This is a genomic window from Pseudomonas turukhanskensis, from assembly GCF_027922365.1.
Taxonomy (GTDB): domain Bacteria; phylum Pseudomonadota; class Gammaproteobacteria; order Pseudomonadales; family Pseudomonadaceae; genus Aquipseudomonas; species Aquipseudomonas turukhanskensis.
Genome location: NZ_BSFN01000001.1, coordinates 20,466 through 42,460 on the forward strand (window position 1 = coordinate 20,466; position 21,995 = coordinate 42,460).

Consider the following 21,995-nt stretch of genomic DNA (forward strand, 5'->3'; position numbering starts at 1 on the left):
TCCATGTGGTTGGGATGGAGAGAGTGTGGGGAGGTGGCGTGGGGGTTTTAGGGGGCGAATATGGAGAGACGGTGGAGATTCGATGAAGAGTGCATCCAACTTGTAGGAGCCAGCTTGCTGGCGAAGCGCTTGGCGCAAGACCAAGATCTAGATCAAAAGCTTCGCTAGCAAGCTAGCTCCTACGCACATACGCGGCGCTTATTCGCCGCGTATGTATTGCTCCAGATGATTAATCAAACTCTCCTGCTCGGAGATGATGTCTTTCACCAGGTCGCCAATGGACAACAGGCCAATCAGCTTGCCGTCTTCCATCACCGGCAAGTGCCGCAGGTGGCCGTCGGTCATCAGTTGCATGCAGTGACGGTTGCCCTCCTTGGGGCTCACGGTAATCACCTTGGCCGTCATGATTTCACTGACCTTGGCCGACGAGGCGCGTTCGAGCATGGCGATTTTGCGCACGTAGTCACGCTCACTGACGATGCCCACCAGCTCGCCGCCGTCGGTCACCAGCAAGGCACCGATGCCCAGCTCACCCATCAGCTTGACCGCCTCGAGCACCGAGGTTTCCGGGCTGACAGTGAAAATGCTGTTCCGGGTTTTCGCTTTGAGGATTTCCGCAACGGTTTTCATACCCTGACTCCTGTGGCTTTTTTTGTTGTTGCTGCCCGAGTTAGCTATCACGTTTAGTGCCAACTTCGCGGGCCCGTCGGCCCGCGCGCCGGTTGCAACACTATTGAACAGGCTTTGCGCAGCGGTTACAGCGCTAAAAACGGCCCCTGACTGTTTGAAAGCGTAGCGAGCTACGGTCAGGCAAGGCAAAAAGTTGGCTGTAGCCAATGAGCATTTGAACCTGTTTTTAACGCCGCCTCACCGAGCGCAGCAGCTTTCATCGCACCAGCGGCAGGCTCAACCGCACCTCGACACCACCCGCAACGTTGCCAATTGTTATAGCACCGCCATGCAGGCTGGCCACTTCCTGCACAAAGTTGAGGCCAAGGCCAGTGCTCTTGCGACCACTGACGGGGCGCGGCAGGGAATAGAAACGTTCGGTAAGGCGCGACAGCGCGTAGTCCGGAATCGGCGCGCACTGGTTGAACACCACCAGGGTTACCACGCCTTCTTGCGGCTCAACACTAAAGCGCACCTGGCCGCCCGCCGGGGTGAAGTCCAGGGCGTTGTCCAACAGATTGGCCAGCGCCTGTTGCAACAGAAACCGCTCGCCCAGCACCTGCACCTCGGCCGGCACCTGATTGCTCACCTGCAAGCTCAGGGTGCGCGCGGCCTGTGCGTGAAGCTGCTCGTCCACCAGGGCACGCAAGGGTAAGGGCACACGCTCGTCCAGGCCCTGGCGTTGTTCCACCAAGGCCAGATTGAGCAGCCGCTCGATCAACTGCTGCAGGCGTGCGCTTTCGGTCTGGATATTGCCGACAAAGCGCTGGCGCTGCGCCGGGGCCATGTCGCCTTCCAGCAACTCCGCCGCGCCACGAATCGCCGCCAGCGGGCTTTTCAATTCATGGGTCAGGGTGTGCACATACCGCTCGACGTAGGCCTTGCCTTCCAGCTCGCTGCGCATATGCTCCAGCGCCTCGGCCAGTTGCTTGAGCTCGCCGCCCTGCAAGGCCGGCAGCGGGCTGCGCTCGCCCGCCGATACTGCCTGGGCGTAATCGGTAAGGCGCCGCAACGACGCGCTTAACCACCAGGACAGCAAGCCGCCCGCCAGCAGGCCGAGAAAGATCAGCCCGGCGCCAAACCAGGCCAGCCGCATCTGTGAGCGTTCGATATACGGCTGCAAGGTACGGCTCGGTTTGCTCACCGAAATAACCCCGATGATCTTGCCCTGGTCCTTGATCGGCGCGGCCACATACATCACCGAGGTTTCCGGGTCGTCCGGCACTTCGCGGGTGGAGCGTGCGCCGTACTGGCCGCGCAGGGTCAGGTACACATCGTTCCAACGGGAATAATCCTGGCCCACCGCTTCACCGCTGGAGTCCACCAACACCTTGCCCTGGGCGTCGGTCACGTAAATGCGGTGGCTGACTTCGCTTTTGGTCATGCCCCAGATCTGCGCCGCCGGCTGGCGCTGGCCATAGGCCTGAAAGCGCTCCTGCCAATGGGCCTGGTCCAAACGGCCGCTGCGCAAGTCATCGCGCAGCAGTTCGGCTAGCAGGTTGGCGGTGTCCACCAGGGTTTCTTCAGTGGTCTGGCGCACGCCGGGGCGGACTTCGTCCATCACCGTGCTCAGCACAAACCAACCGGAGAGGCCGACGAACACAAAGTAGACGAGGAAGATCCGGATCCCGAGCGGCATCAGTCCACCTTGATGCTGTAGCCCAGGCCGCGATGGGTCTGGATCGGCTCGGCATCGGCTGCCACCTGACGCAGCTTGGCGCGCAGGCTTTTGATATGGCTGTCGATATTGCGCTCATACCCCGCCTCGGCCGGCACCCCGGCGCCGTCAAGCAACTGCTCGCGGCTGAACACCCGTAGCGGCTGCGCCAGCAAGGTGTGCAACAAACGGAATTCGTGGCGGGTGAGGCCGAGCAGGCGGCCGTGGTAATGAATTTGAAACCGTTCGGCATCCACGGCAAACACACCGGCGGGGGCTGGCGCAGAAACGGCACGCGGTTGCACGCGCTTGAGAATGGCCTTGACCCGCGCCGCCACTTCACGGGGGCTGAAGGGCTTGGTGACGTAATCATCGGCGCCGATTTCCAAACCCACCACGCGGTCAATTTCGGCGTTGCGCGCGGTGAGGAAAATCACCGGCACCTCGGAAAAACGCCGCAGCTGTTTGCAGGCCTCGAAGCCGGTCATGTCCGGCAGGCCGACGTCCAGAATGAGCAGATCGGCCGGGGTGCTTTGCTGATAGGCCAGCGCCTCACCGGCCAGGGTCAGCCAGTGGGTGGTGTAGCCCTCGCTTTGCAGGGCATAGATCAGGGTGTCGGCGATCGAGGCTTCATCCTCGACCAGCAGAATGGTTGGCATGTGCGTCCTGCAGCATGAAGGGCAAGGCGCTCAATTTACCACCGGGCGGTTGACGTAACGACGGATATTCTGGATCCCAGCCTGCGCTGGGATGACGGAGTAAATGCTTAAACCACCGTCATTCCCGCGCAGGCGGGAATTCAGAATGTCGGTTAAAGCGAGTTTACTTCAGCACTTGGGCTGCCCAGCCGTAAACCGCCGCGCCGGGTTCACCGCCGCATCGAACTCACGCAACGCCTTGGCACCAATCAGCAGCGGGTAGTTGAAGCTGCTGCGGTCGGTGAGGTTCACCTCGATGATGCGGCTCACGCCGTCCATGCACATGCGCATGGCCACCACCGGGCGTTTGGCGATGGCTGCGCCTTCTTCGCCGTCTTCCTCGTCGGAACGGCTCTTGATTTTGCTCACCCGCGCCACCTTGTGCTCGTACACCTTGTCGCTGGCATCTTTGGTGGCCAGGCGGAAACGCACCCAGTCATCACCATCTTTTTTGAACAGTTCGATGTCCTTGGCCGACAGCGAGGCGGTCAGGGCGCCGGTGTCCATCTTGGCTTTGAAGGTTTGGTCCAGCTCCGGCAGCTTGATGTACTCGTAGCGGCCATAAACGGTTGGCTCGGCGGCCAGAACGGGTAGCGCGACAAGCGCCAACACGGCAAGAAAAGATTTCACGGATCAGCTCACTCCAGACGTTATGGGGCTCAATGTGCCCCCTTCATACAGGAAATCAGGTGAAGAAAATGTAGCCAATGGCGAACAACAGTGTGGCGGCCCAACTTCCAGCCAGCGACTTGGAAGGCGTGCCAGGCCTGATTATCATTGGCCCCCTGCGCTTAGTTAGGAGCCTACATGCGCCGTTTGCTCACCGGTATGACCGTCGCCTTGCTGCTTTTACTCAACACGTTGGTGTTGATCGGTCCGTTGATGATCCTGGCTGTGCTCAAGCTGGTATTGCCTGGCCGGCTCAAAGCCGCCTGCTCGGCTGGCGTGGTCTGGATTGCCGAAACCTGGTCGGATATCGACAAATTCATCTTCGCCCTGTGCCTGCCCACCGTCTGGGAAATCCGCGGCGACACCGAACTGCGCATGGACCGCTCCTACCTCATGATCAGCAACCACCAGTCCTGGGTGGATATTCCCGCGCTGATGCAGGCCTTCAACCGCAAGGCGCCGTTCTTCAAATTCTTTCTGAAAAAAGAACTGCTCTGGGTGCCACTGCTGGGCCTGGCCTGGTGGGCGCTGGACTACCCCTTTATGAAGCGCTACTCCAAGGCCTACCTGGCCAAACACCCGGAAATGGCCGGCAAAGACCTGCTGATCACCCAGCAAGCCTGCGAAAAATTCCGCAACCTGCCCGTCAGCGTAGTGAATTATCTCGAAGGCACCCGCTGCACCCCCGCCAAGCAAGCCGAGCAGCAGTCGCCGTACAAACACCTGCTAAAACCCAAAGCGGGTGGCGTGGCCTTTGTGCTGGCAAGTCTGGGCGAACAGCTGGACGCCATTCTGGACATCACCGTGTTCTACCCCGGTGAACGCATTCCTGGCTTCTGGGACCTGCTGTGCGGGCGCGTGCCCAAGGTGGTGGTGGATATCCAGACGCTGCCGATGGACCCGGCGCTGTGGCAAGGCGACTACCAGAACGACCCGCAATTTCGCGTGTATATGCAGACCTGGATATCCGAGCGCTGGGCAAAAAAGGATGCCCTGTTGAGCACCCTTAAAAACGAAGCGTCGGTTTAGCTAGCCGGCGTCCACAGGCTGCCGAGGTTACCGAGCAGCGAATTGCCGACGCCCTGCTGACCCAGGTACTGCAACAGCAGCGGCGCAAACTGGCCGATCATGCCGCTGTCCATCCCCAGGGCGCCGAAGGCCGCGCTCAAATCCTGCGGGTTGTTCACATTGGCCACCGCAGCCGTCGCCTCCGGGCTCACCGGTTTGCCCGCCGACTTGCCCAGCAAACCACTCAACGAACCCAACTGCGCCAGGCCGTTGGCCCCTTCAAATTTCGAGAGCCCCGGCACGGTTTGCGTCAGCTGGCTGTACTCATTGTTCGGCAACTGATTCTTCGCCAGCCCCAACATAGCGCCGGTGCCGCCCACCGCCTGTTGCGGAGTGACCTTCAACTGCTTGAGCGCAGCCAGCAACTGCAGATTCTGCGGATTGCTCAACAACGCCGCCGACTTGTCGCCCCCGTTACCACCCTGGCTCGCCGAATAGAGGCTGGCAGCATCATTCAGATTGAACGCAAACGCCTGGCAACTCAGCACAGACAACGCAGCAAGCAAAACCAGACGGCGGGAAGCGGACATCGTTAAAACCTCGGCGGGGAATAGAGAGCGGTTGGACTGGAGGGAACAGGTGATGTTCCCGAGGGGCGAATTATGCCCTCAAAAGCTCGAGGCTGAAGCCTCTCCTACAAGGCGCACCGCGCCGCGCCGTGGACGTTGATCTGGCTTGTGATCTACCCGCCCCTTGAGCGCAGGCCGAGTGGAGTCGTTGCGTAAGGGGTCGTAGCGGCCGGGAGCCGCGAAGAGGGATGAGGGCCATGGATGGCCCTTCAGCCCGGCCCTTGGAGCGACGAAGGAGGGAGGGAAGTTTTCACGCAGTGAAAACCCAAGGTGGGGGCAAGCCTTTTTGGTTTCTTTTTCGGCGACTGGAAAAAGAAACTCGCGCGTAAGGCGCGAAACCAAACGCTCAGCGCATGCGGTCCCGTAGGAAAAAAGCCCTCACCCCAACCCTCTCCCGCAAGCGGGCAGAGGGAGCCGATCCGGGGGGAAGCGAACACCAGCGGCGCCACCCGAAACACCGCCCAAAAAAAAGGCAGCCCGTAGGCTGCCTCCTAATTCACGCCGCACTGAACGTCTTATGCGGATCAATCACAAACTTCTTCGGCACCCCCGCATCAAACTCCCCATACCCACGCGGCGCATCATCCAGGCTAATCACCTGCACCCCCACCACCTCGGCAATATTGATCCGGTCCCACATAATCGCCTGCATCAACTGGCGGTTGTACTTCATGGTCGGCGTCTGCCCGGTATGGAAACTGTGCGACTTCGCCCAACCCAAGCCAAAGCGAATACTCAGGCTGCCCATCTTCGCCGCCGCATCCACAGCACCCGGATCCTCGGTCACATACAAACCGGGAATGCCGATCTTGCCCGCCACCCGCACCACACCCATCAATGAGTTCAGTACCGTAGCCGGCGCCTCATGCTGCGCCCCGGCATGCCCATGGCCACGGGCTTCAAAGCCCACCGCATCTACCGCACAGTCCACTTCCGGCTCGCCGAGCAGCGCCGCAATCTGCTCATGCAGCGGCGTATCGGTGGAGAGATCGGCGACCTCGAACCCCTGCGCCTTGGCATGGGCCAAGCGCACCGGGTTCACATCACCAATGATCACCACCGCCGCACCGAGCAAACGCGCCGAAGCGGCCGCCGCCAGACCCACCGGCCCGGCACCGGCCACATACACCGTGCTGCCCGGGCCCACGCCGGCCGTCACGGCACCGTGGTAACCGGTGGGCAGAATGTCGGACAGGCACGTCAGGTCACGAATCTTCTCCATGGCCTTGTCGCGGTCCGGCAGCTTCAGCAGGTTGAAGTCGGCATAGGGCACCAGCACGTATTCGGCCTGGCCACCCACCCAATCACCCATGTCCACATAGCCATACGCGCCCCCGGCACGTGCCGGGTTTACGGTCAGGCACACACCGGTGTGCTGTTCCTTGCACGAGCGGCAACGCCCGCACGCCACGTTGAAGGGCACCGACACCAGGTCACCGATTTTCAGGTGCTCGACGTCACTGCCTTTCTCGATGACTTCACCGGTGATTTCATGGCCCAGCACCAAGCCGACCTGCGCGGTGGTACGGCCACGGACCATATGCTGGTCGGAGCCGCAGATATTGGTGGATACCACTTTGAGGATGACCCCGTGCTCGATCTTGCGCCCGCGCGGGTCCTGCATTTTCGGATAGTCGATCTTCTGCACTTCGACTTTGCCCGCGCCGAGATAAACGACGCCACGATTACCAGACATAGGTGATTCTCCGTTGTTGTTGTGATTACAAAAGCGCGGCCAGAAAGCACCGCGCGGTTCTGCACTGGAGGTTGTTGTCTGAAACGGAAGAGGCCGCAAAGGCAGCACGGAATGCCCTCTTCGGGTGAAACAGTCCGTAGGGCGAATATCGCCACCGGCGATATCCGCCGATACACCGATGGCGGATAACCTGCGCTTATTCGCCTTACGAAAACGTTAAAGAACGACGGTACGGCTGGCGTTGAGAAACACGCGCCGCTCAATGTGGTACCCCACCGCCTTGGCCAGGGTCAGGCATTCGATGTCGCGACCTTTGGCAATCAGGTCTTCGGGGTAGTGGCTGTGGTCCACCGGCTCCACGCCCTGGGCAATGATCGGGCCTTCGTCGAGGTCGTTGTTGATGTAGTGGGCGGTGGCGCCGACCAGCTTCACGCCTTTCTCGTAGGCCTGGTGATAGGGCTTGGCACCTTTGAAACCGGGCAGCAGGGAGTGGTGAATATTGATCGCCCAGCCATCGAGCTTGCGGCACAGCTCCGGCGACAGCACCTGCATATAGCGGGCGAGAATCACCAGCTCGGCGCCAGTGTCGGCGATCACCTGCATCACCTTGCGCTCCTGCGCCGGCTTGTCGGCCGGGTCCAGAGGGAAGTGGTGATAGGGAATGTCGTGCCAGCGGGCCAGCGGCTCCAGGTCGGGGTGGTTGGACACCACGGCGACCACGTCCATCGGCAACTGGCCGATGCGCTGACGGTAGAGCAGGTCGTTCAGGCAGTGGTCGGCCTTGGAGACCATGATCACCACCTTGCTGCGGTAGTTTGGCGGCGTCAGCTCGAAGTCCATGCCGAAGCTCGCCACGCGGGCGGCCAGGCCGTCGCGAAAATCCAGCTCGGCGAAGGTTTCCGGTTGGCGGAATTCTATGCGGATAAAGAACCGCGCCGACAGCCGATCATCGAAGCTGTGGTGCTCGGTGACATAGCAGCCCTGTTCGAACAGATAACGCGTCACCGCATCCACGGTGCCGAGAATGCTCGGGCAGGAGGCGGTGAGAATCCAGGTATCGGGGGTGCGGCTCATGCTGTTCTCCGGGAGAGAATCGAGATTCCCGTAGGAGCCAGCTTGCTGGCGAAGCGCTTGGCGATCCAAAGAGCTTCGCCAGCAAGCTGGCTCCTACAGAAGATAGGCGCGCGTCAGGCTTTTACCGCCAAGCCATATTCCTGACTGGCATCTTGCAGCCACAGCCAGAAGTAGTCGGAGAAGCTGCGACGAATCAGCAGTTCCCAGGTGTCTTCAGCCGTGTGGCGAATCACCAACTGCGACTTGGCGAACACGGTGCCCACGGCCTTGCCCACCGGGAAATTTTTCGGGTGCACGTCGTAGCTGGTGGACTTCATCAGCAGCTCACGCACCTTGCTGCCGGTAAGTTCCAAGATGGTCTGGCCGCCGCTGACGTTCACCACTTGAATGTGCTGACCGTCCAACGCCTCACGCAGCTTTTTCTCGGCTTCGAATTCGGTGCCGCCGGGCACTACCAGCAGCCACTCATCCGGCCCCATCCATTGCAGCGAGCTTTCGCCTGAACTGACCAGGGTTAGCGCCCCCGGCAACTCCAGCCCGGTGGCTTTGTGAACGGCGCCGGCGAAAGCGGCGTCATGGCCGTCGCCACGGATGGTCAGGTGGCCCAGCAATTTGCGCTCGCGCAGCTGGATGCCGGCAGTGGCTTTTCCCTTGCCAGCGGCATCGGCCAGCCCGGCGTGGAACAGCGGAGACTCGGCCTTACCGCCCTCGGGACGCTGCTGATAAACGTTGATAGCGGTCATACGAACCTCACTGGCAAGATGTGGAGAGAGGGGTGATCACACATTCTGCTGCTCCCCTTTCGGATCAAAGAACACCGAGCTACAGATTTCCGCTTCCACGAAACGGCCATCGGCCAACGGTGCAAACACCTTCTCGCCCATGCGTTTCAAACCGCCCTTGACCATCGCCAGGGCAAAGCTGTAACCCAGGCTCGCGCTGTAGTAGCTGGAGGTCACGTGGCCCACCATGGCCATCGGAATCTGCTGTTTGGTGTCGAACACCAGCTGCGCGCCTTCGGGCAACACGACGTTCGGGTCCACCGGTTTGAGGCCAACCAGCTGCTTGCGGTTTTCGCGCACGCAGTCTTCGCGGTTCATGCCACGCCAGCCGATCCACGAGAACGGCTTGGTACGGCCGACACACCAGCCCATGTTCAGGTCGTCCGGGGTCACCGAACCGTCGGTGTCCTGGCCGACAATGATGAAGCCTTTCTCGGCCCGCAGTACGTGCATGGTTTCGGTGCCGTACGGGGTCAGGTTGTATGCCTTGCCGGCGGCGACGATTTTTTCCAGCACGCCCATGGCGTAGTCGGCCTGCACGTTGATTTCGTAGGACAGCTCACCGGTAAAGGAGATACGGAACACCCGCGCCGGCACGCCGCCTACCAGGCCTTCTTTCCAGGTCATGAACGGGAAGCCGTCACGGTCCAGATCAATGTCGGTGACCTCGGCCAGCAGCTTGCGGCTGTTGGGGCCGGACAGGGTCATGGTGGCCCAGTGGTCGGTCACGGACGTGAAGTACACCTTGAGGTCTGGCCACTCGGTCTGGTGGTAAATCTCCAGCCACTGCATCACGCGGGCGGCGCCGCCGGTGGTGGTGGTCATCAGGAAGTGGTTGTCGGCCAGGCACGCCGTTACCCCGTCATCGAAGACCATACCGTCTTCTTTGCACATCAGGCCGTAACGGGCTTTGCCCACGTCCAGCTTGGTCCAGGCGTTGGTGTACACCCGGTTGAGGAACTCGCGGGCATCCGGGCCCTGAATGTCGATCTTGCCGAGGGTGGAGGCATCGAGCAGGCCGACGCTGTCGCGCACCGCTTTGCATTCGCGGGCTACAGCGGCGTGCAGGTCTTCACCGTTTTTCGGGAAGTACCACGGACGTTTCCACTGGCCCACGTCTTCAAACTCGGCGCCTTGCGCCAGGTGCCAGGCGTGCAGCGCGGTGTAGCGCACCGGGTCGAACAGCGCCCCGCAGTTGCGCCCGGCTACCGACCCGAACGTCACCGGGGTGTAGTTGGGGCGGAACATGGTGGTGCCCATCTGCGTAATGCTGATACCCAGCGAACGCGCGGCAATTGCCAGGCCATTGATATTGCCGAGCTTGCCCTGGTCGGTGCCGAAGCCGAGCGCGGTGTAACGCTTGACGTGCTCGACCGACTCGAACCCTTCACGGGTGGCCAGCTCGATACCGGCGCTGGTGACGTCGTTTTGCAGGTCTACGAATTGCTTCGGACCACGGGCGGTGGACTTCTCATGGGGTACCTGGAACAGCGCAATGCTGGCGTCTTCGCTGCGCGCCGCAACGCTTGGCACTTCGCCGCTGACCGGCGCAAAGCCGACTTCGCCAGCGGCTTTAACGCCGGCTTCAAAGCCATCGGCCAATACGTCGCCCAGTTGGAACACGCCGTTGACGGCACCGGCACACACGCGTTGCTGGAACCCTTCGCCGGGCACAAAGGCCAACAGGTCTTCACGCCAGGTCGGCTTGCCGCCCAGGTGCGAGGCCAGGTGCACGACGGGGCTGTAGCCGCCGGAGGTGGCGACGGTGTCGCACTCCAGCCACTCGCCGGGGCTGGTAACTTTATGGCCGACCGGATCGATGGCGGCGATGCGTGCGGCACTTACCCGTTTGCTGCCACGGGTTTCGATGACGGCGCTGCCGGTGAGAAGACGGATGCCCTTGGCGCGGGCTTCTTCCACCCAGGCGCCACGGGGGTTGCCGCGGGCGTCGGCAATGGCCACGACTTTCAGGCCGGCTTCCAGCCAGTCCAGCGCCACGCGGTAGGCGAAGTCGTTGGTGGTCGACAGCACCAGCTGTTTGCCGGGCGCCACGCCATAACGGCGGATGTAGGTAGAGACGGCGCCGGCAAGCATGTTGCCCGGCACATCGTTGTTGCCGTACACCAGCGGACGTTCGTGGGCGCCGGTGGCCAGCACCACACGCTTGGCGCGTACACGGTGCATGCGTTGGCGCGCCTCGCCCATCGGCGCGACCTCGCCAAGATGATCGAAACGGCGCTCGTGAATGGTGAGGAAGTTGTGGTCGTGGTAGCCGTTGACGGTAGCGCGCGGCAACAGCAGCACCTCCGGCATGGCTTTCAGTTCGGCCACGGCTTTGGCCACCCAATCAGCCGCCGGGCGACCGTCGAGGCTTTCGCGGCTGTCCAGCAACTGGCCACCGAACTCTTCCTGCTCGTCCGCCAGAATCACCCGGGCACCGGCGCGGCCGGCAGCCAATGCGGCGGCCAGACCGGCAGCACCACCACCGACCACCAGCACGTCGCAGTGCTGGTTCATGTGGTCGTAGCGGTCCGGGTCATTTTCTTTTGGCGCGCGGCCAAGGCCGGCGGCTTTACGGATGTATTTCTCGTACGTCATCCACATCGACTGTGGGTACATAAAGGTCTTGTAGTAGAAGCCGGGCGCCATCATGTCGCCGCCGACCTTACCCAGAATGCCCATGATGTCGTTGTTCACACTCGGCCAGCCGTTGGTGCTGGTGGCGACCAGGCCGCTGTATAGCGCCTGCTGAGTGGCACGTACGTTAGGGATCTGTGTGGCTTCACGGGAACCGATCTGCAGCACCGCGTTAGGCTCTTCGGCACCGGCGGCGACGATGCCCCGTGGGCGCGAGTATTTGAAGCTGCGCCCGATGATGTCTACACCATTGGCCAGCAAGGCAGCGGCCAGCGTGTCACCGGCAAAACCCTGGTAGGTGGTGCCATTGAAGGTGAAGGTCAGCGGTTGGTTACGGTTGATCCGGCCACCGTTACTCAGGCGGTTGATCTGGCTCATGCCTGTTCTCCTGGGGCAGCCGCTTTCGGTTTGGCGGTCACCGAGGGCTTCTCGCCAATTTTGTAGGTTTCGAAAATCTCGTAGCTGATGGTGTCGCGGGTTGCGTTGAAGTACTGGCGGCAACCGGCGGCGTGAATCCACAGTTCGTGGTGCAGGCCACGGGGGTTGTCACGGAAGAACAGGTAATCGCCCCACTCCTGGTCGGTGCAGGCGTTGGGGTCGAGCGGGCGAGGAATATGGGCCTGGCCGGCCGCATGGAATTCCTCTTCAGCGCGTAACTCGCCACAGTGAGGGCAGAAAATTTGCAGCATGGCCGTACCTCCAGAATTCGTTGCTTGTCTCCCCTCTCCGCGCTTGCGGGAGAGGGGATTGTTCAGCTACTGCGGTCCCGCTTGTCTCCCCTCTCCCGCGTGCGGGAAAGGGGCCGGGGGTGAGGGTTGGGCGCTTGCCGTCTTAAAGCCCCTCACCCGCCCTGCGGGCACCCTCTCCCGCACGCGGGAGAGGGGCATCAGCTGTCGCCTTTGGCGAATGTTTAATGCGCCACCGCAGCCGCGCCGTGCTCGTCGATCAACGCACCACTGTGGAAACGGTCCATCGCAAACGGTTTGGCCAGCGGGTGCATCTCGCCAGTGGCCAGGCTGGCGGCAAACACATGGCCCGAACCCGGTGTGGCCTTGAAGCCACCGGTGCCCCAACCGCAGTTGAAGAACAGGTTCGGTACCGGCGTTTTGCTGATGATCGGGCAGGCATCCGGCGAGGTGTCCACGATGCCGCCCCACTGGCGGTTCATGCGGACCCGGCTCAATACCGGGAACATCTCGACGATGGCTTGCAGGGTGTGTTCGATGGTCGGGTACGAACCGCGCTGGCCATAACCGACGTAGCCGTCGATACCGGCACCAATCACCAGATCGCCCTTGTCGGACTGGCTGATATAGCCGTGCACGGCGTTGGACATGATCACGCTGTCGATAATCGGCTTGATCGGCTCGGACACCAGCGCCTGCAACGGATGGGATTCCAGCGGCAGACGAAAACCGGCGAGCTTGGCCATATGCCCGGAGTTACCGGCCGTGACCACGCCCACGCGCTTGCCGCCGATAAAGCCCTTGCTGGTTTCCACGCCGATGACCACGCCGTTTTCCTTACGGAAACCGATCACTTCGGTTTGCTGAATCAGGTCCACGCCCAGGGCGTCGGCGGCACGGGCATAGCCCCAGGCCACGGCGTCGTGACGGGCCACGCCGCCGCGACGTTGCACGGTGGCACCCATCACCGGATAGCGGGTGTTTTTCGAGCAGTCCAGGTACGGAATTTCTGCCGCGGTCTGCTTGGCATCCAGCAGTTCGCCGTCGATACCGTTGAGGCGGTTGGCGCTAACGCGGCGCTCGGAGTCACGCATGTCTTGCAGGGTGTGGCACAGGTTGTAAACACCGCGCGGCGAGAACATCACGTTGTAGTTGATGTCTTGCGACAGGCCTTCCCAGAGCTTCATCGCGTGCTCGTAAAGCTGCGCCGATTCATCCCACAGGTAGTTGGAACGTACGATGGTGGTGTTGCGCGCGGTGTTGCCGCCGCCCAGCCAGCCCTTTTCCACCACCGCGACATTGGTGATGCCGTGCACTTTGGCCAGGTAGTAGGCGGTGGCCAGACCATGGCCGCCACCGCCGACGATGATCACGTCGTACACCGGTTTGGGCGTGGGGTTGCGCCACATGCGCTGCCAGTTTTCGTTATGGCTGAGCGAGTGCTTGAAGAGGCCGAAGCCGGAGTAACGTTGCATCAGAGGTGCTCCTCGCTGCGTCCTCGCGCCGACTGCTGGCGCGAGGCGTAAGAAATCAAACCGGTGAGATCATTTGTAAACGGGGAAATCCGCGCACAGGGCCGCTGCTTGTTTGGCCACTTGCGCCTCCACATCGGCATCGCCCAGGTGGTCGAGGATGTCGCAGATCCAGCCCGCCAGCTCCACGCTTTGCGCCACTTTGAAACCACGGGTGGTGATGGCCGGGGTACCGATACGCAGGCCAGAGGTCACAAACGGCGACTGCGGGTCATTCGGTACGGCGTTCTTGTTCACGGTGATGCCGGCACGGCCCAAAGCGGCATCGGCGTCTTTGCCGGTCAGGCCCTGGCGAATCAGACTGACCAGGAACAGGTGGTTGTCGGTACCGCCGGACACCACGTCGTAACCGCGCTCGATAAATACCTTAGCCATGGCCTGGGCGTTGTCGATGACCTGCTGCTGATAAGCCTTGAAACCAGGCTCCAGCGCTTCCTTGAAGCACACCGCCTTGGCGGCAATCACGTGCATCAGCGGGCCGCCCTGGCCGCCTGGGAATACGGCGGCCTGGAATTTCTTCTCCAGATCCGGGTTGGCCTTGGCCAGAATCAGGCCGCCGCGCGGGCCTCGCAGGGTTTTGTGGGTGGTGGTGGTCACCACGTCCGCGTAGGGCAGCGGGTTGGGGTACAGACCGGCCGCCACCAGGCCCGCCACGTGGGCCATGTCGACGAAGAAGTACGCGCCCACCTTGTCGGCGATTTCGCGAAAGCGTGGGAAATCGAGGGTTTTGGAGTAGGCCGAGAAACCGGCAATGATCATTTTTGGCTTGTGTTCCACAGCCAGGCGCTCGACTTCGTCGTAGTCGATCAGGCCGGTGGTGGTGTCGATGCCGTACTGCACCGCGTTATACAGCTTGCCGGAAAAGCTCACTTTGGCGCCGTGGGTCAGGTGGCCGCCGTGGGCCAGGCTCATGCCCAACACGGTGTCGCCAGCTTGCAGCAGCGCCAGGTAGACAGCGGCGTTGGCCTGGCTGCCGGAGTGCGGTTGCACGTTGGCGTAATCGGCGCCGAACAGCTCCTTGGCGCGGTCGATGGCCAGCTGCTCGACTTTATCCACATGCTCGCAGCCGCCGTAGTAACGCTTGCCCGGATAGCCTTCAGCGTACTTGTTGGTCAGGCCGCTGCCTTGTGCCTGCATCACGCGCTTGCTGGTGTAGTTCTCCGAGGCGATCAGCTCGATGTGGTGCTCCTGACGGGCTTCCTCGGCATCCATGGCTGCCAGCAGTTCTTCGTCATAGCCTTTGATCTGGTCGTTTTTGCTGAACATCTCGGTCTCCAGCGACAGCGGCTGCCGCAACATTGTTAGAGCGCCCACCCCGTGGTGCGGAGCGGTTCTGCGTTGTTAGCGATTCTGCGAAATAGCCGGCACACCCATATGCCTGTTTGCGACGTCAAAATGCTCATTCCGACCAAGGCAAGGAGGCGGGCGCAACCCGCCGTGGTACCGAGGTGAGCGCAACGGCGGATATCCCCCTCGGGGATATTCGCCCTACGGGGATTTGTGTTGGCCCTACGACACAACGACCGACCCGCGCTACAGTGTTGCCCATCGCCGTAAAGAGACCCCATTGCCATGACCGACAACACCCAGCAATTCGCGAGCGACAACTACTCCGGCATCTGCCCCGAAGCCTGGGCCGCCATGGCGCAGGCCAACCAGGGCCATGAGCGCGCCTACGGCGAAGACCAATGGACGGCCCGCGCCTCCGACCATTTCCGCCGCCTGTTTGAAACCGACTGCGAGGTGTACTTCGCCTTCAACGGTACTGCGGCCAACTCCCTGGCCTTGTCGCAGTTGTGCCAGAGCTACCACAGCGTGATCTGTTCGGAGACCGCCCACGTCGAAACCGACGAATGCGGCGCCCCGGAGTTTTTCTCCAACGGCTCCAAGCTGCTCACCGCACGCACTGAAAACGGCAAGCTGACGCCCGCCACCATTCGCGAAATCGCCCTCAAGCGCCAAGACATCCACTACCCCAAGCCGCGGGTAGTCACCCTTACCCAGGCCACAGAAATCGGCAGCGTGTACCGCCCTGAAGAGCTCAAAGCCATCAGCGCCACCTGCCGCGAGCTGGGCCTTAACCTGCATATGGACGGCGCACGCTTTGCCAATGCCTGTGCGTTTCTCGGCTGCTCGCCCGCCGAGCTGACCTGGAAAGCCGGCATCGATGTGCTGTGCTTTGGCGGCACCAAAAACGGCATGGCGGTCGGCGAGGCCATTCTGTTCTTCAACAAAGACCTGGCCGAAGACTTCGACTACCGCTGCAAACAGGCCGGGCAACTGGCCTCGAAAATGCGCTTTCTGTCGGCACCTTGGGTCGGCTTGCTGGAAAACGACGCCTGGATGAAATACGCCCGCCACGCCAACCACTGCGCGCGGCTGCTGGCGGAGTTAGTCAGCGATATTCCAGGGGTGAGCCTGATGTTTCCGGTGGAAGCCAATGGCGTGTTTCTGCAGCTGTCGGAACCGGCGATTGAAGCGCTGCGGGCGCGGGATTGGCGGTTCTATACCTTTATTGGCGCCGGTGGCGCGCGGTTTATGTGTTCGTGGGATACCGAAGAAGCGCGGGTACGGGAGTTGGCCGCAGATATTCGCTCGGTGATGCAGGGGTAAGCCTGCAAGAGGCTCGCACCGGAATGCCGGACCACTGGGTCCCAGCCTGCGCTGGGACGACGGGAGTCTTGGCAAAAACCTCTGTCGTCCCAGCGTAGGCTGGGACCCAGAATCTCGAACTGAACACACCTACCGAGCCATTCATGGACGACCGACTGGCAAGCAAATCCCTCCCTCAACTGCTGATGCTGCTTCCTCTGGAGCTGGGCTGGATCGCTCTCACCTTGCTGTCACCGGTGTTCCTGCCCCTGAGCCTCGGCGCGCTCTTCTGGCTAGCGCTGTTCCCTCTCTGCGCGCTCTTCAACCGCTTGCGCGGCCAGGTGCCCTACCGCCTGCAGCAACTGCAATTCTTCTGGTTGATCGGCCTGGGCATCGGCATCGGCCGCGCTATACCTGTGTTCTGGCTGGCCTTCTGCGCAGGCGCAGCCGTGATGATTGGCGGTCTCGTACTACTGATCAAACTGCCCAAACGCCTGAACTGGACGCTGGAAGAACAAACCTCGCCAGCGCCCGAAGCACCAGAAGCCACCCCGACCACTAGCCAATGGCGCGGCGCCAGTGCCTGGGGTGGCGGCGAGCCACGGCTTACACCCGAAGGCGAACCCTTGCGCCTGCTGGACGTAAGCGAAATCGCCATGGGCGGCCCGCTGATCTGCGACTACCTGCTGCCCGACGGCAGTGTGGTCTTCAACGCCAACCCCTCGGCACAGTTCTCCACCAACGGCCGTTACTTCGTGTCGCCGATGCCCAGCCGCGGGCGCTGGGGGTTGCTGATTTACGACCGCCAGGAACGCCTGCTGCATCACTGCAACATCGACCAGTTCTGGGAACTGGATGAGGTCACCGATACCGAGGTGGTCGGCCGGGTCAGCCCGCTGACCTCGGACGCCGCGCATCGCCTGTCGCTAAGCGATCTGCTGGCCAACGCCCGGGTGCACACCATGGTGGCCGTGCGCGACCTGTGGCTACCGGAGGATTTCTGGCAGCGCCTGCAAGGCGACCACGAATCCCGCACCCTGCCGGCCCCCCACGGTGCGCCTCAGCTGCAATTGCACACCTGGCTACCAGACACCTTGATACCACTGGATGACCCACTGGCGCCGCTGCGCTATCCGGTCGCAGAGCTGTGGCTGGATGAGCAAGCCACCGGGCTGATGCTGCGCCAGCCGGAACCGGAAATGGTGTTCAACCATGACGGCTCGGGATTGGTCTGTGCCGCTTCACGGGGCGAACAGAGCGGCTATTGGCTGTGGCAACGCAGCAGCGGTTGGCGCTTGCTCGACGGCGCCTGGGAAGCCAAAGAGCGCGAGCCCCACAACACCACGCCCGCCCTGATCGCCCTGGAAGCCGAGCACGTGCGCCTGCGCATGGAATGGGCGCAGCCGTGTCTAGAATACGGCGACCACGGCCCGGTGACCTCCTACACCTACAGCCAACTGGAGCTGGAAGTCGGCCAGACACGGCGCGGCAAACCGCAGCTGGGTTATGCCGACATGCCCGAGGTGGATTTGCTGTTACCGCTGAACGACGCCCCACTGCTCCTGCAAAGCGCGCCGCTGAAAAATGGCGAACGCATGACCTGGCAGCCATTGCGCAACAGCAAGAAAGGCGACCTGCGCGCCTACCAGTGCAGCATCGGCCAATGGCAGGTGCCGGGCGATTGGGTGCTTGAACATCGGGTTTCAGACTGCGGCCAGTTTATCGCCCTGATCGCCTTCGCCGACGCACCGGCCGTGCTTCACCGTGTGGCGATTGCCGAGCCGCGCAGCGAGAGTCTGCATTGGTTGCAAGAGGATGTGCTCGACGTGCATCTGCAAGGGTTTATCCACGGCCAGCTGCACCTGCTGCGCCTACTTGGCCGTAACCGGTATGTGCCCATTACCGGGCCCGGTCAGGGCAACCCCGAGCGGGAAAGCCAGTTCGAACAGCCCGCGCCGGCGCCCGGATTGGCTTACGACTTTACGCAACGGCATGGGGACTGGCGGCTGTTTTATCGGCAGCAGCAGGCATGCGTTGTAGAGGGCGCGTGGCGGTTGCAAGCGCTTCGTTCGCCGCACGATTCTGGATCCCTGCCTTCGCAGGGATGACGGATGTTTCTACCACGAACACCGTCATCCCTGCGAAGGCAGGGATCCAGAATATGTCAGGCGACGCAAAGCCCGACCAACCACCTTGCCGCCCCCCTCATCTGAACTATGTTGTTGCTCCTGAACCTCAGCCGGAGCGCCAACATGGCCACCCTCAACCTGCACTACTGCCCGCAAAGCCGCTCCCTGGGTTCCCTGGTGCTGCTCGAAGAACTCGCCGCACCTTTTGAGCTGCACGTGATGAACATGAGCAAGGGCGAACAACGCGAACCGGCTTACCTGGCCATCAACCCCATGGGCAAGGTGCCGGCCATCGTCCACAACGGCGCACTGATTACCGAGCAGGGCGCGATTTTTATCTACCTGGCCGATTTTTTTGCCAACGCCGGCCTGGCGCCCGCCCTCGACGATCCGCTGCGCGGCCCGTACCTGCGCTGGATGGTGTTTTACGGCTCGTGTTTTGAACCAGCGGTGGTCGACCGTTCTCTGCAACGCGAACCTGCGCCCAAGCAGCGCTCGCCCTATGGCAGCTATGACGATGTGCTGGCGATTGTCGCGGCGCAGTTGGCCAAGGGCCCGTATCTGTTGGGCGAACGCTTTAGCGCGGCGGATGTGCTGTGGGGTACGGCGTTGAACTGGACCACTCACTTTGGCGTGGTGCCGTTGTTGCCGGCGTTCAAGGCGTATATCGATCGGGTCACCGGCCGCCCGGCGTACAAGCGGGCGGCGGCGAAAGAGGCGGAGTTGTTGGCCAAACAAGAACCGTAGGGCGAATACCCGCGCGCGGGTATCCGCCGATTCACCGATTTGCGTATCGGCAGATATCCCCATGGGGATACTCGCCCCACATCCCCTCAATAATCGATGACGACATCACCCTTCGGCACACTGCAGCACGACAGGATGTACCCCTCATCCACGTCCTCGTCGGTAATCCCGCCGTTGTGTTCCATCTCCACTTCACCCGAGGTTTTCATCACCTTGCACGTGCCGCAAATGCCCATGCCGCAGGCCTTGGGAATATGCAGGCCGAGCTTGGCAGCCGCCGCATGCACGGTCTCGCCCGGGGCCACGCGAATGCTTTTGCCGGTGGCGGTGAATTCCACCTGATTGAGGTCGGCAGCGTCCGGCACAGGGGCATCGGCAGCTTGCTCGGCGTGCTCGATGGCTTCGGCTTTGTCCTCGGCCGGCGTCGCGCCAAAGGATTCTTCGTGGTAACGGCTCATGTCAAAGCCATTGGCTTCCAGCAGGCGTTTTACCGCGCTCATATAGGGCGTCGGCCCGCAGCAGAAAATCTCGCGCTCACGAAAATCCGGGGCAATCAGTTCCAGCATCGGCTGGTTCAGGTAGCCGCGGTAACCAGCCCACGGCTCACCTTCGCCGTGTTTCTCGCAGATGATATGCAGGGCAAAGTTACGGATGCGCGAGGCCATATGGTCGAGCTCGCGGCGGTAGATCACGTCACGCGGGGAACGGGCACTGTGCACGAACACCATGTCGACATTGGCGTTGGTATCGAAATACCAGCGCGCCATCGACATCACCGGCGTAATGCCCACGCCGCCGCTCAGGTACAGCACTTTGTCGTTGGGGAAATCGATGGCGTTGAACAGGCCCACCGGGCCGTGCACGGGAAGCTCATCGCCTTCTTTCATGTTGTCGTGCAGCCAGTTCGACACCTTGCCGCCCGGCACGCGCTTGATGGTCAGCGAAAAACTGTACGGCACCGATGGCGAGCTGGAGATGGTGTACGAGCGCATGATGGGCTGGCCGTCGATCTCCAGCTCCAGGGTGACGAATTGCCCCGGTTTAAAGAAAAACATGATCGGCTGGTCGGCCATAAAGCAGAAGGTGCGCACATCCCAGGTTTCCTGGATCACCTTGACGCAACGCACCAGGTGGCGGCCATTGGCCCAGGTCTGGGTGTTGACCGGATTGAGGAAGGTGTTGGACATGTTCGCTCCCGCGCAAATGCCTAAATGGCTTAGGACTATGGCGCCGATTGTGGGCACGCGCCTAGTGGGCCACTTACCTATCTGCGACATCGGCATGCTCACCGCGACCAGCCCCCAACCATAGGGGCTGGCGCGTCGGAAACGGAATTGGCCGTGTCGCCCATGGATAAGGCCATCTGTACGCCCGACCCCACACTCCACCTCAATCTAGAGAGCGCTAGACAAGCGCCTTGCGTGAAAACCAACCGCCATTTTCGCTGCGCGCACACCGCGATCAGCCATGAGGACAGATAGATGGATACCACTACCCTGAGTTTGGGCGACCCGCTGGAGCCGGCACGCAAGGCCACCGCCGATATGCTGCAGAACCGCGAGCGCACCTATTCGCTGCCGCAGCCGTTTTATTGCGACGACCGCCTGTTCGATATCGATATGCAGGAGATCTTCCACAAGGAATGGCTGATCGCCGGCATGACCTGCGAGATCCCGGCCAAGGGCAACTACCTCACCTTCCAGCTGGGCAAGAATCCCATCGTGGTGATCCGTGGTGCCGACGGCGTGATCAACGCCTTCCACAACGTCTGCCGCCACCGCGGTTCGCGTTTGTGCACTGGCGAGAAAGGCAAGGTCGCCAAGCTGGTGTGCCCTTACCACCAGTGGACGTACGAGCTCGATGGTCGCCTGCTGTATGCCGGCACCGAAATGGGCGAAGACTTCGACATGAAGAAGTTCGGCCTAAAGCCTGTGCATGTGAAAGTGGCGGGCGGCTATATCTTCGTGTCCCTGGCCGAAAACCCGCCGGCCATCGATGAATTCCTCTCCACCCTGGCCCATTACATGGAGCCCTACGACATGGAGAACACCAAGGTGGCGGTGCAAACCACCTTGATGGAAAAAGCCAACTGGAAGCTGGTGATCGAGAACAACCGCGAGTGCTACCACTGCAACGGCTCGCACCCGGAGCTGCTGAAAACCCTGCTGGAATGGGACGACGTCACCGACCCGCGCGCCGACCAGGCCTTCAAAGACCACGTAGCCGCCTCTGCTGCCGCCTGGGACGCGGAAAAGATTCCATACGCCCACGCCAGCTTCGGCCTGCGTAACCGCATCGTGCGCATGCCGCTGCTCAAAGGCACCGTGTCCATGACCCTGGACGGTAAACAGGGCTGCCAGAAATTGATGGGCCGGATCAAAAACCCGGACCTGGGCTCCATGCGCATCCTGCACCTGCCGCACTCGTGGAACCACTGCATGGGCGACCACATCATTGTGTTCACCGTGTGGCCAATCAGCGCCCAGGAAACCATGGTCACCACCAAGTGGATCGTGCACAAGGACGCTGTAGAAGGCGTGGACTATGACCCGGCGCGGATGCGTGAAGTGTGGGACGCCACCAACGACCAGGATCGTCGCCTGGCCGAAGAGAACCAGCGCGGCATCAACTCCACCGCGTACCAGCCGGGGCCGTACTCCAAGACCTATGAGTTTGGCGTGGTGAATTTTATCGATTGGTATAGCGAGCGGTTGCTGAGCAATCTGGGGGCGGCACCGGCGCCTTATTTGTATGGGATCAAGACCCAGTAATGGCCTCTGCCCTCACCCC

The 21,995-nt window shown here is 61.8% G+C and carries 18 protein-coding genes; 5 read left to right on the top strand and 13 right to left on the bottom strand.

The features are described 5' to 3' along the window. Nucleotides 1-198 precede the first annotated feature (198 nt). The 4 genes from PKE98_RS00085 to rloA2 all read right to left on the bottom strand — a co-directional run bounded on the left by PKE98_RS00085 (nucleotide 199) and on the right by rloA2 (nucleotide 3,654). Nucleotides 199-630, bottom strand: a complete 432-nt coding sequence (locus PKE98_RS00085) for a CBS domain-containing protein (protein ID WP_271193193.1) — start codon at nucleotides 628-630, stop codon at nucleotides 199-201. Between the two features lie 256 nt (nucleotides 631-886). Further along, entirely contained in the window at nucleotides 887-2,308 is a 1,422-nt protein-coding gene (creC, locus tag PKE98_RS00090; RefSeq protein WP_271193194.1) for a two-component system sensor histidine kinase CreC, read from the bottom strand. Next, nucleotides 2,308-2,985 (bottom strand): two-component system response regulator CreB, encoded by a 678-nt coding sequence (creB, locus tag PKE98_RS00095; RefSeq protein ID WP_271193195.1) that lies wholly within the window; start codon nucleotides 2,983-2,985, stop codon nucleotides 2,308-2,310. The genes creC and creB overlap by 1 nt, the downstream gene beginning before the upstream one ends. A gap of 168 nt (nucleotides 2,986-3,153) precedes the next feature. After that, the gene (rloA2, locus tag PKE98_RS00100) at nucleotides 3,154-3,654 is read right to left on the bottom strand and encodes a retropepsin-like aspartic peptidase RloA2 (RefSeq protein ID WP_271193196.1); all 501 of its coding nucleotides are present in this window, start codon (nucleotides 3,652-3,654) and stop codon (nucleotides 3,154-3,156) included. A gap of 177 nt (nucleotides 3,655-3,831) precedes the next feature. Between rloA2 and yihG the strand changes: the two genes are divergently transcribed. After that, a complete protein-coding gene (gene yihG / locus PKE98_RS00105; RefSeq protein WP_271193197.1) occupies nucleotides 3,832-4,722 on the top strand; it encodes a 1-acylglycerol-3-phosphate O-acyltransferase, YihG family in 891 nt (296 codons plus the stop codon). Here yihG and PKE98_RS00110 read toward each other — a convergent pair. From PKE98_RS00110 to glyA, 8 genes are all read right to left on the bottom strand, one after another. Continuing rightward, nucleotides 4,719-5,291 carry a DUF2780 domain-containing protein gene (locus PKE98_RS00110; protein WP_271193198.1) on the bottom strand — a complete coding sequence of 191 codons (573 nt, stop codon included), beginning with the start codon at nucleotides 5,289-5,291 and terminating at the stop codon, nucleotides 4,719-4,721. The two genes, yihG and PKE98_RS00110, sit on opposite strands and share 4 nt — an antisense overlap. Nucleotides 5,292-5,826: 535 nt before the next feature. After that, nucleotides 5,827-7,026: a formaldehyde dehydrogenase, glutathione-independent gene (gene fdhA / locus PKE98_RS00115; RefSeq protein ID WP_271193199.1), complete on the bottom strand. Its 1,200-nt coding sequence runs from the start codon at nucleotides 7,024-7,026 to the stop codon at nucleotides 5,827-5,829. Nucleotides 7,027-7,242: 216 nt separating this feature from the next. Further along, on the bottom strand, nucleotides 7,243-8,100 hold the full coding sequence (purU, locus tag PKE98_RS00120) for a formyltetrahydrofolate deformylase (protein ID WP_271193200.1): 858 nt from the start codon (nucleotides 8,098-8,100) through the stop codon (nucleotides 7,243-7,245). Between the two features lie 113 nt (nucleotides 8,101-8,213). Then, nucleotides 8,214-8,843, bottom strand: coding sequence for a sarcosine oxidase subunit gamma (locus PKE98_RS00125; protein WP_271193201.1), 630 nt, complete (start codon nucleotides 8,841-8,843; stop codon nucleotides 8,214-8,216). A 36-nt stretch (nucleotides 8,844-8,879) separates the two neighbouring features. Then, nucleotides 8,880-11,897: a sarcosine oxidase subunit alpha gene (locus PKE98_RS00130; RefSeq protein ID WP_271193202.1), complete on the bottom strand. Its 3,018-nt coding sequence runs from the start codon at nucleotides 11,895-11,897 to the stop codon at nucleotides 8,880-8,882. Next, nucleotides 11,894-12,208, bottom strand: coding sequence for a sarcosine oxidase subunit delta (locus PKE98_RS00135; protein ID WP_271193203.1), 315 nt, complete (start codon nucleotides 12,206-12,208; stop codon nucleotides 11,894-11,896). Before PKE98_RS00135 ends, PKE98_RS00130 begins: the two co-directional genes overlap by 4 nt. Before the next feature lie 221 nt (nucleotides 12,209-12,429). Continuing rightward, on the bottom strand, nucleotides 12,430-13,680 hold the full coding sequence (locus PKE98_RS00140) for a sarcosine oxidase subunit beta family protein (RefSeq protein ID WP_271193204.1): 1,251 nt from the start codon (nucleotides 13,678-13,680) through the stop codon (nucleotides 12,430-12,432). 69 nt (nucleotides 13,681-13,749) lie between these two features. After that, nucleotides 13,750-15,003, bottom strand: a complete 1,254-nt coding sequence (glyA, locus tag PKE98_RS00145; protein WP_271193205.1) for a serine hydroxymethyltransferase — start codon at nucleotides 15,001-15,003, stop codon at nucleotides 13,750-13,752. Between the two features lie 306 nt (nucleotides 15,004-15,309). Between glyA and PKE98_RS00150 the strand changes: the two genes are divergently transcribed. The 3 genes from PKE98_RS00150 (at nucleotide 15,310) to PKE98_RS00160 (ending at nucleotide 19,205) form a co-directional block, all read left to right on the top strand. Beyond that, nucleotides 15,310-16,350 carry a threonine aldolase family protein gene (locus PKE98_RS00150; protein ID WP_271193206.1) on the top strand — a complete coding sequence of 347 codons (1,041 nt, stop codon included), beginning with the start codon at nucleotides 15,310-15,312 and terminating at the stop codon, nucleotides 16,348-16,350. Between the two features lie 143 nt (nucleotides 16,351-16,493). Continuing rightward, nucleotides 16,494-18,437: a ferredoxin gene (locus PKE98_RS00155; RefSeq protein ID WP_271193207.1), complete on the top strand. Its 1,944-nt coding sequence runs from the start codon at nucleotides 16,494-16,496 to the stop codon at nucleotides 18,435-18,437. A 144-nt stretch (nucleotides 18,438-18,581) separates the two neighbouring features. Next, the gene (locus PKE98_RS00160) at nucleotides 18,582-19,205 is read left to right on the top strand and encodes a glutathione S-transferase family protein (RefSeq protein ID WP_271193208.1); all 624 of its coding nucleotides are present in this window, start codon (nucleotides 18,582-18,584) and stop codon (nucleotides 19,203-19,205) included. Nucleotides 19,206-19,291: 86 nt separating this feature from the next. Here the strand turns inward: PKE98_RS00160 and gbcB are convergent, their stop codons facing one another. After that, a complete protein-coding gene (gene gbcB / locus PKE98_RS00165) occupies nucleotides 19,292-20,392 on the bottom strand; it encodes a glycine betaine monooxygenase reductase subunit (RefSeq protein ID WP_271193209.1) in 1,101 nt (366 codons plus the stop codon). A gap of 294 nt (nucleotides 20,393-20,686) precedes the next feature. Between gbcB and gbca the strand changes: the two genes are divergently transcribed. Beyond that, nucleotides 20,687-21,976: a glycine betaine monooxygenase oxygenase subunit gene (gene gbca, locus PKE98_RS00170; RefSeq protein ID WP_271193210.1), complete on the top strand. Its 1,290-nt coding sequence runs from the start codon at nucleotides 20,687-20,689 to the stop codon at nucleotides 21,974-21,976. Nucleotides 21,977-21,995: the final 19 nt, after the last annotated feature.

What these genes read in the sequence shown, in the direction of transcription:
- creC (WP_271193194.1), bottom strand. Translation starts at nt 2,308, where the DNA reads ATGCCGCTCGGGATCCGGATCTTCCTCGTCTACTTTGTGTTCGTCGGC.
- yihG (WP_271193197.1), top strand. Translation starts at nt 3,832, where the DNA reads ATGCGCCGTTTGCTCACCGGTATGACCGTCGCCTTGCTGCTTTTACTC.
- gbca (WP_271193210.1), top strand. Translation starts at nt 20,687, where the DNA reads ATGGATACCACTACCCTGAGTTTGGGCGACCCGCTGGAGCCGGCACGC.
- creB (WP_271193195.1), bottom strand. Translation starts at nt 2,985, where the DNA reads ATGCCAACCATTCTGCTGGTCGAGGATGAAGCCTCGATCGCCGACACC.
- PKE98_RS00155 (WP_271193207.1), top strand. Translation starts at nt 16,494, where the DNA reads ATGGACGACCGACTGGCAAGCAAATCCCTCCCTCAACTGCTGATGCTG.
- fdhA (WP_271193199.1), bottom strand. Translation starts at nt 7,026, where the DNA reads ATGTCTGGTAATCGTGGCGTCGTTTATCTCGGCGCGGGCAAAGTCGAA.
- PKE98_RS00135 (WP_271193203.1), bottom strand. Translation starts at nt 12,208, where the DNA reads ATGCTGCAAATTTTCTGCCCTCACTGTGGCGAGTTACGCGCTGAAGAG.
- PKE98_RS00125 (WP_271193201.1), bottom strand. Translation starts at nt 8,843, where the DNA reads ATGACCGCTATCAACGTTTATCAGCAGCGTCCCGAGGGCGGTAAGGCC.
- PKE98_RS00130 (WP_271193202.1), bottom strand. Translation starts at nt 11,897, where the DNA reads ATGAGCCAGATCAACCGCCTGAGTAACGGTGGCCGGATCAACCGTAAC.
- glyA (WP_271193205.1), bottom strand. Translation starts at nt 15,003, where the DNA reads ATGTTCAGCAAAAACGACCAGATCAAAGGCTATGACGAAGAACTGCTG.
- PKE98_RS00160 (WP_271193208.1), top strand. Translation starts at nt 18,582, where the DNA reads ATGGCCACCCTCAACCTGCACTACTGCCCGCAAAGCCGCTCCCTGGGT.
- PKE98_RS00085 (WP_271193193.1), bottom strand. Translation starts at nt 630, where the DNA reads ATGAAAACCGTTGCGGAAATCCTCAAAGCGAAAACCCGGAACAGCATT.
- PKE98_RS00140 (WP_271193204.1), bottom strand. Translation starts at nt 13,680, where the DNA reads ATGCAACGTTACTCCGGCTTCGGCCTCTTCAAGCACTCGCTCAGCCAT.
- PKE98_RS00150 (WP_271193206.1), top strand. Translation starts at nt 15,310, where the DNA reads ATGACCGACAACACCCAGCAATTCGCGAGCGACAACTACTCCGGCATC.
- gbcB (WP_271193209.1), bottom strand. Translation starts at nt 20,392, where the DNA reads ATGTCCAACACCTTCCTCAATCCGGTCAACACCCAGACCTGGGCCAAT.
- PKE98_RS00110 (WP_271193198.1), bottom strand. Translation starts at nt 5,291, where the DNA reads ATGTCCGCTTCCCGCCGTCTGGTTTTGCTTGCTGCGTTGTCTGTGCTG.
- purU (WP_271193200.1), bottom strand. Translation starts at nt 8,100, where the DNA reads ATGAGCCGCACCCCCGATACCTGGATTCTCACCGCCTCCTGCCCGAGC.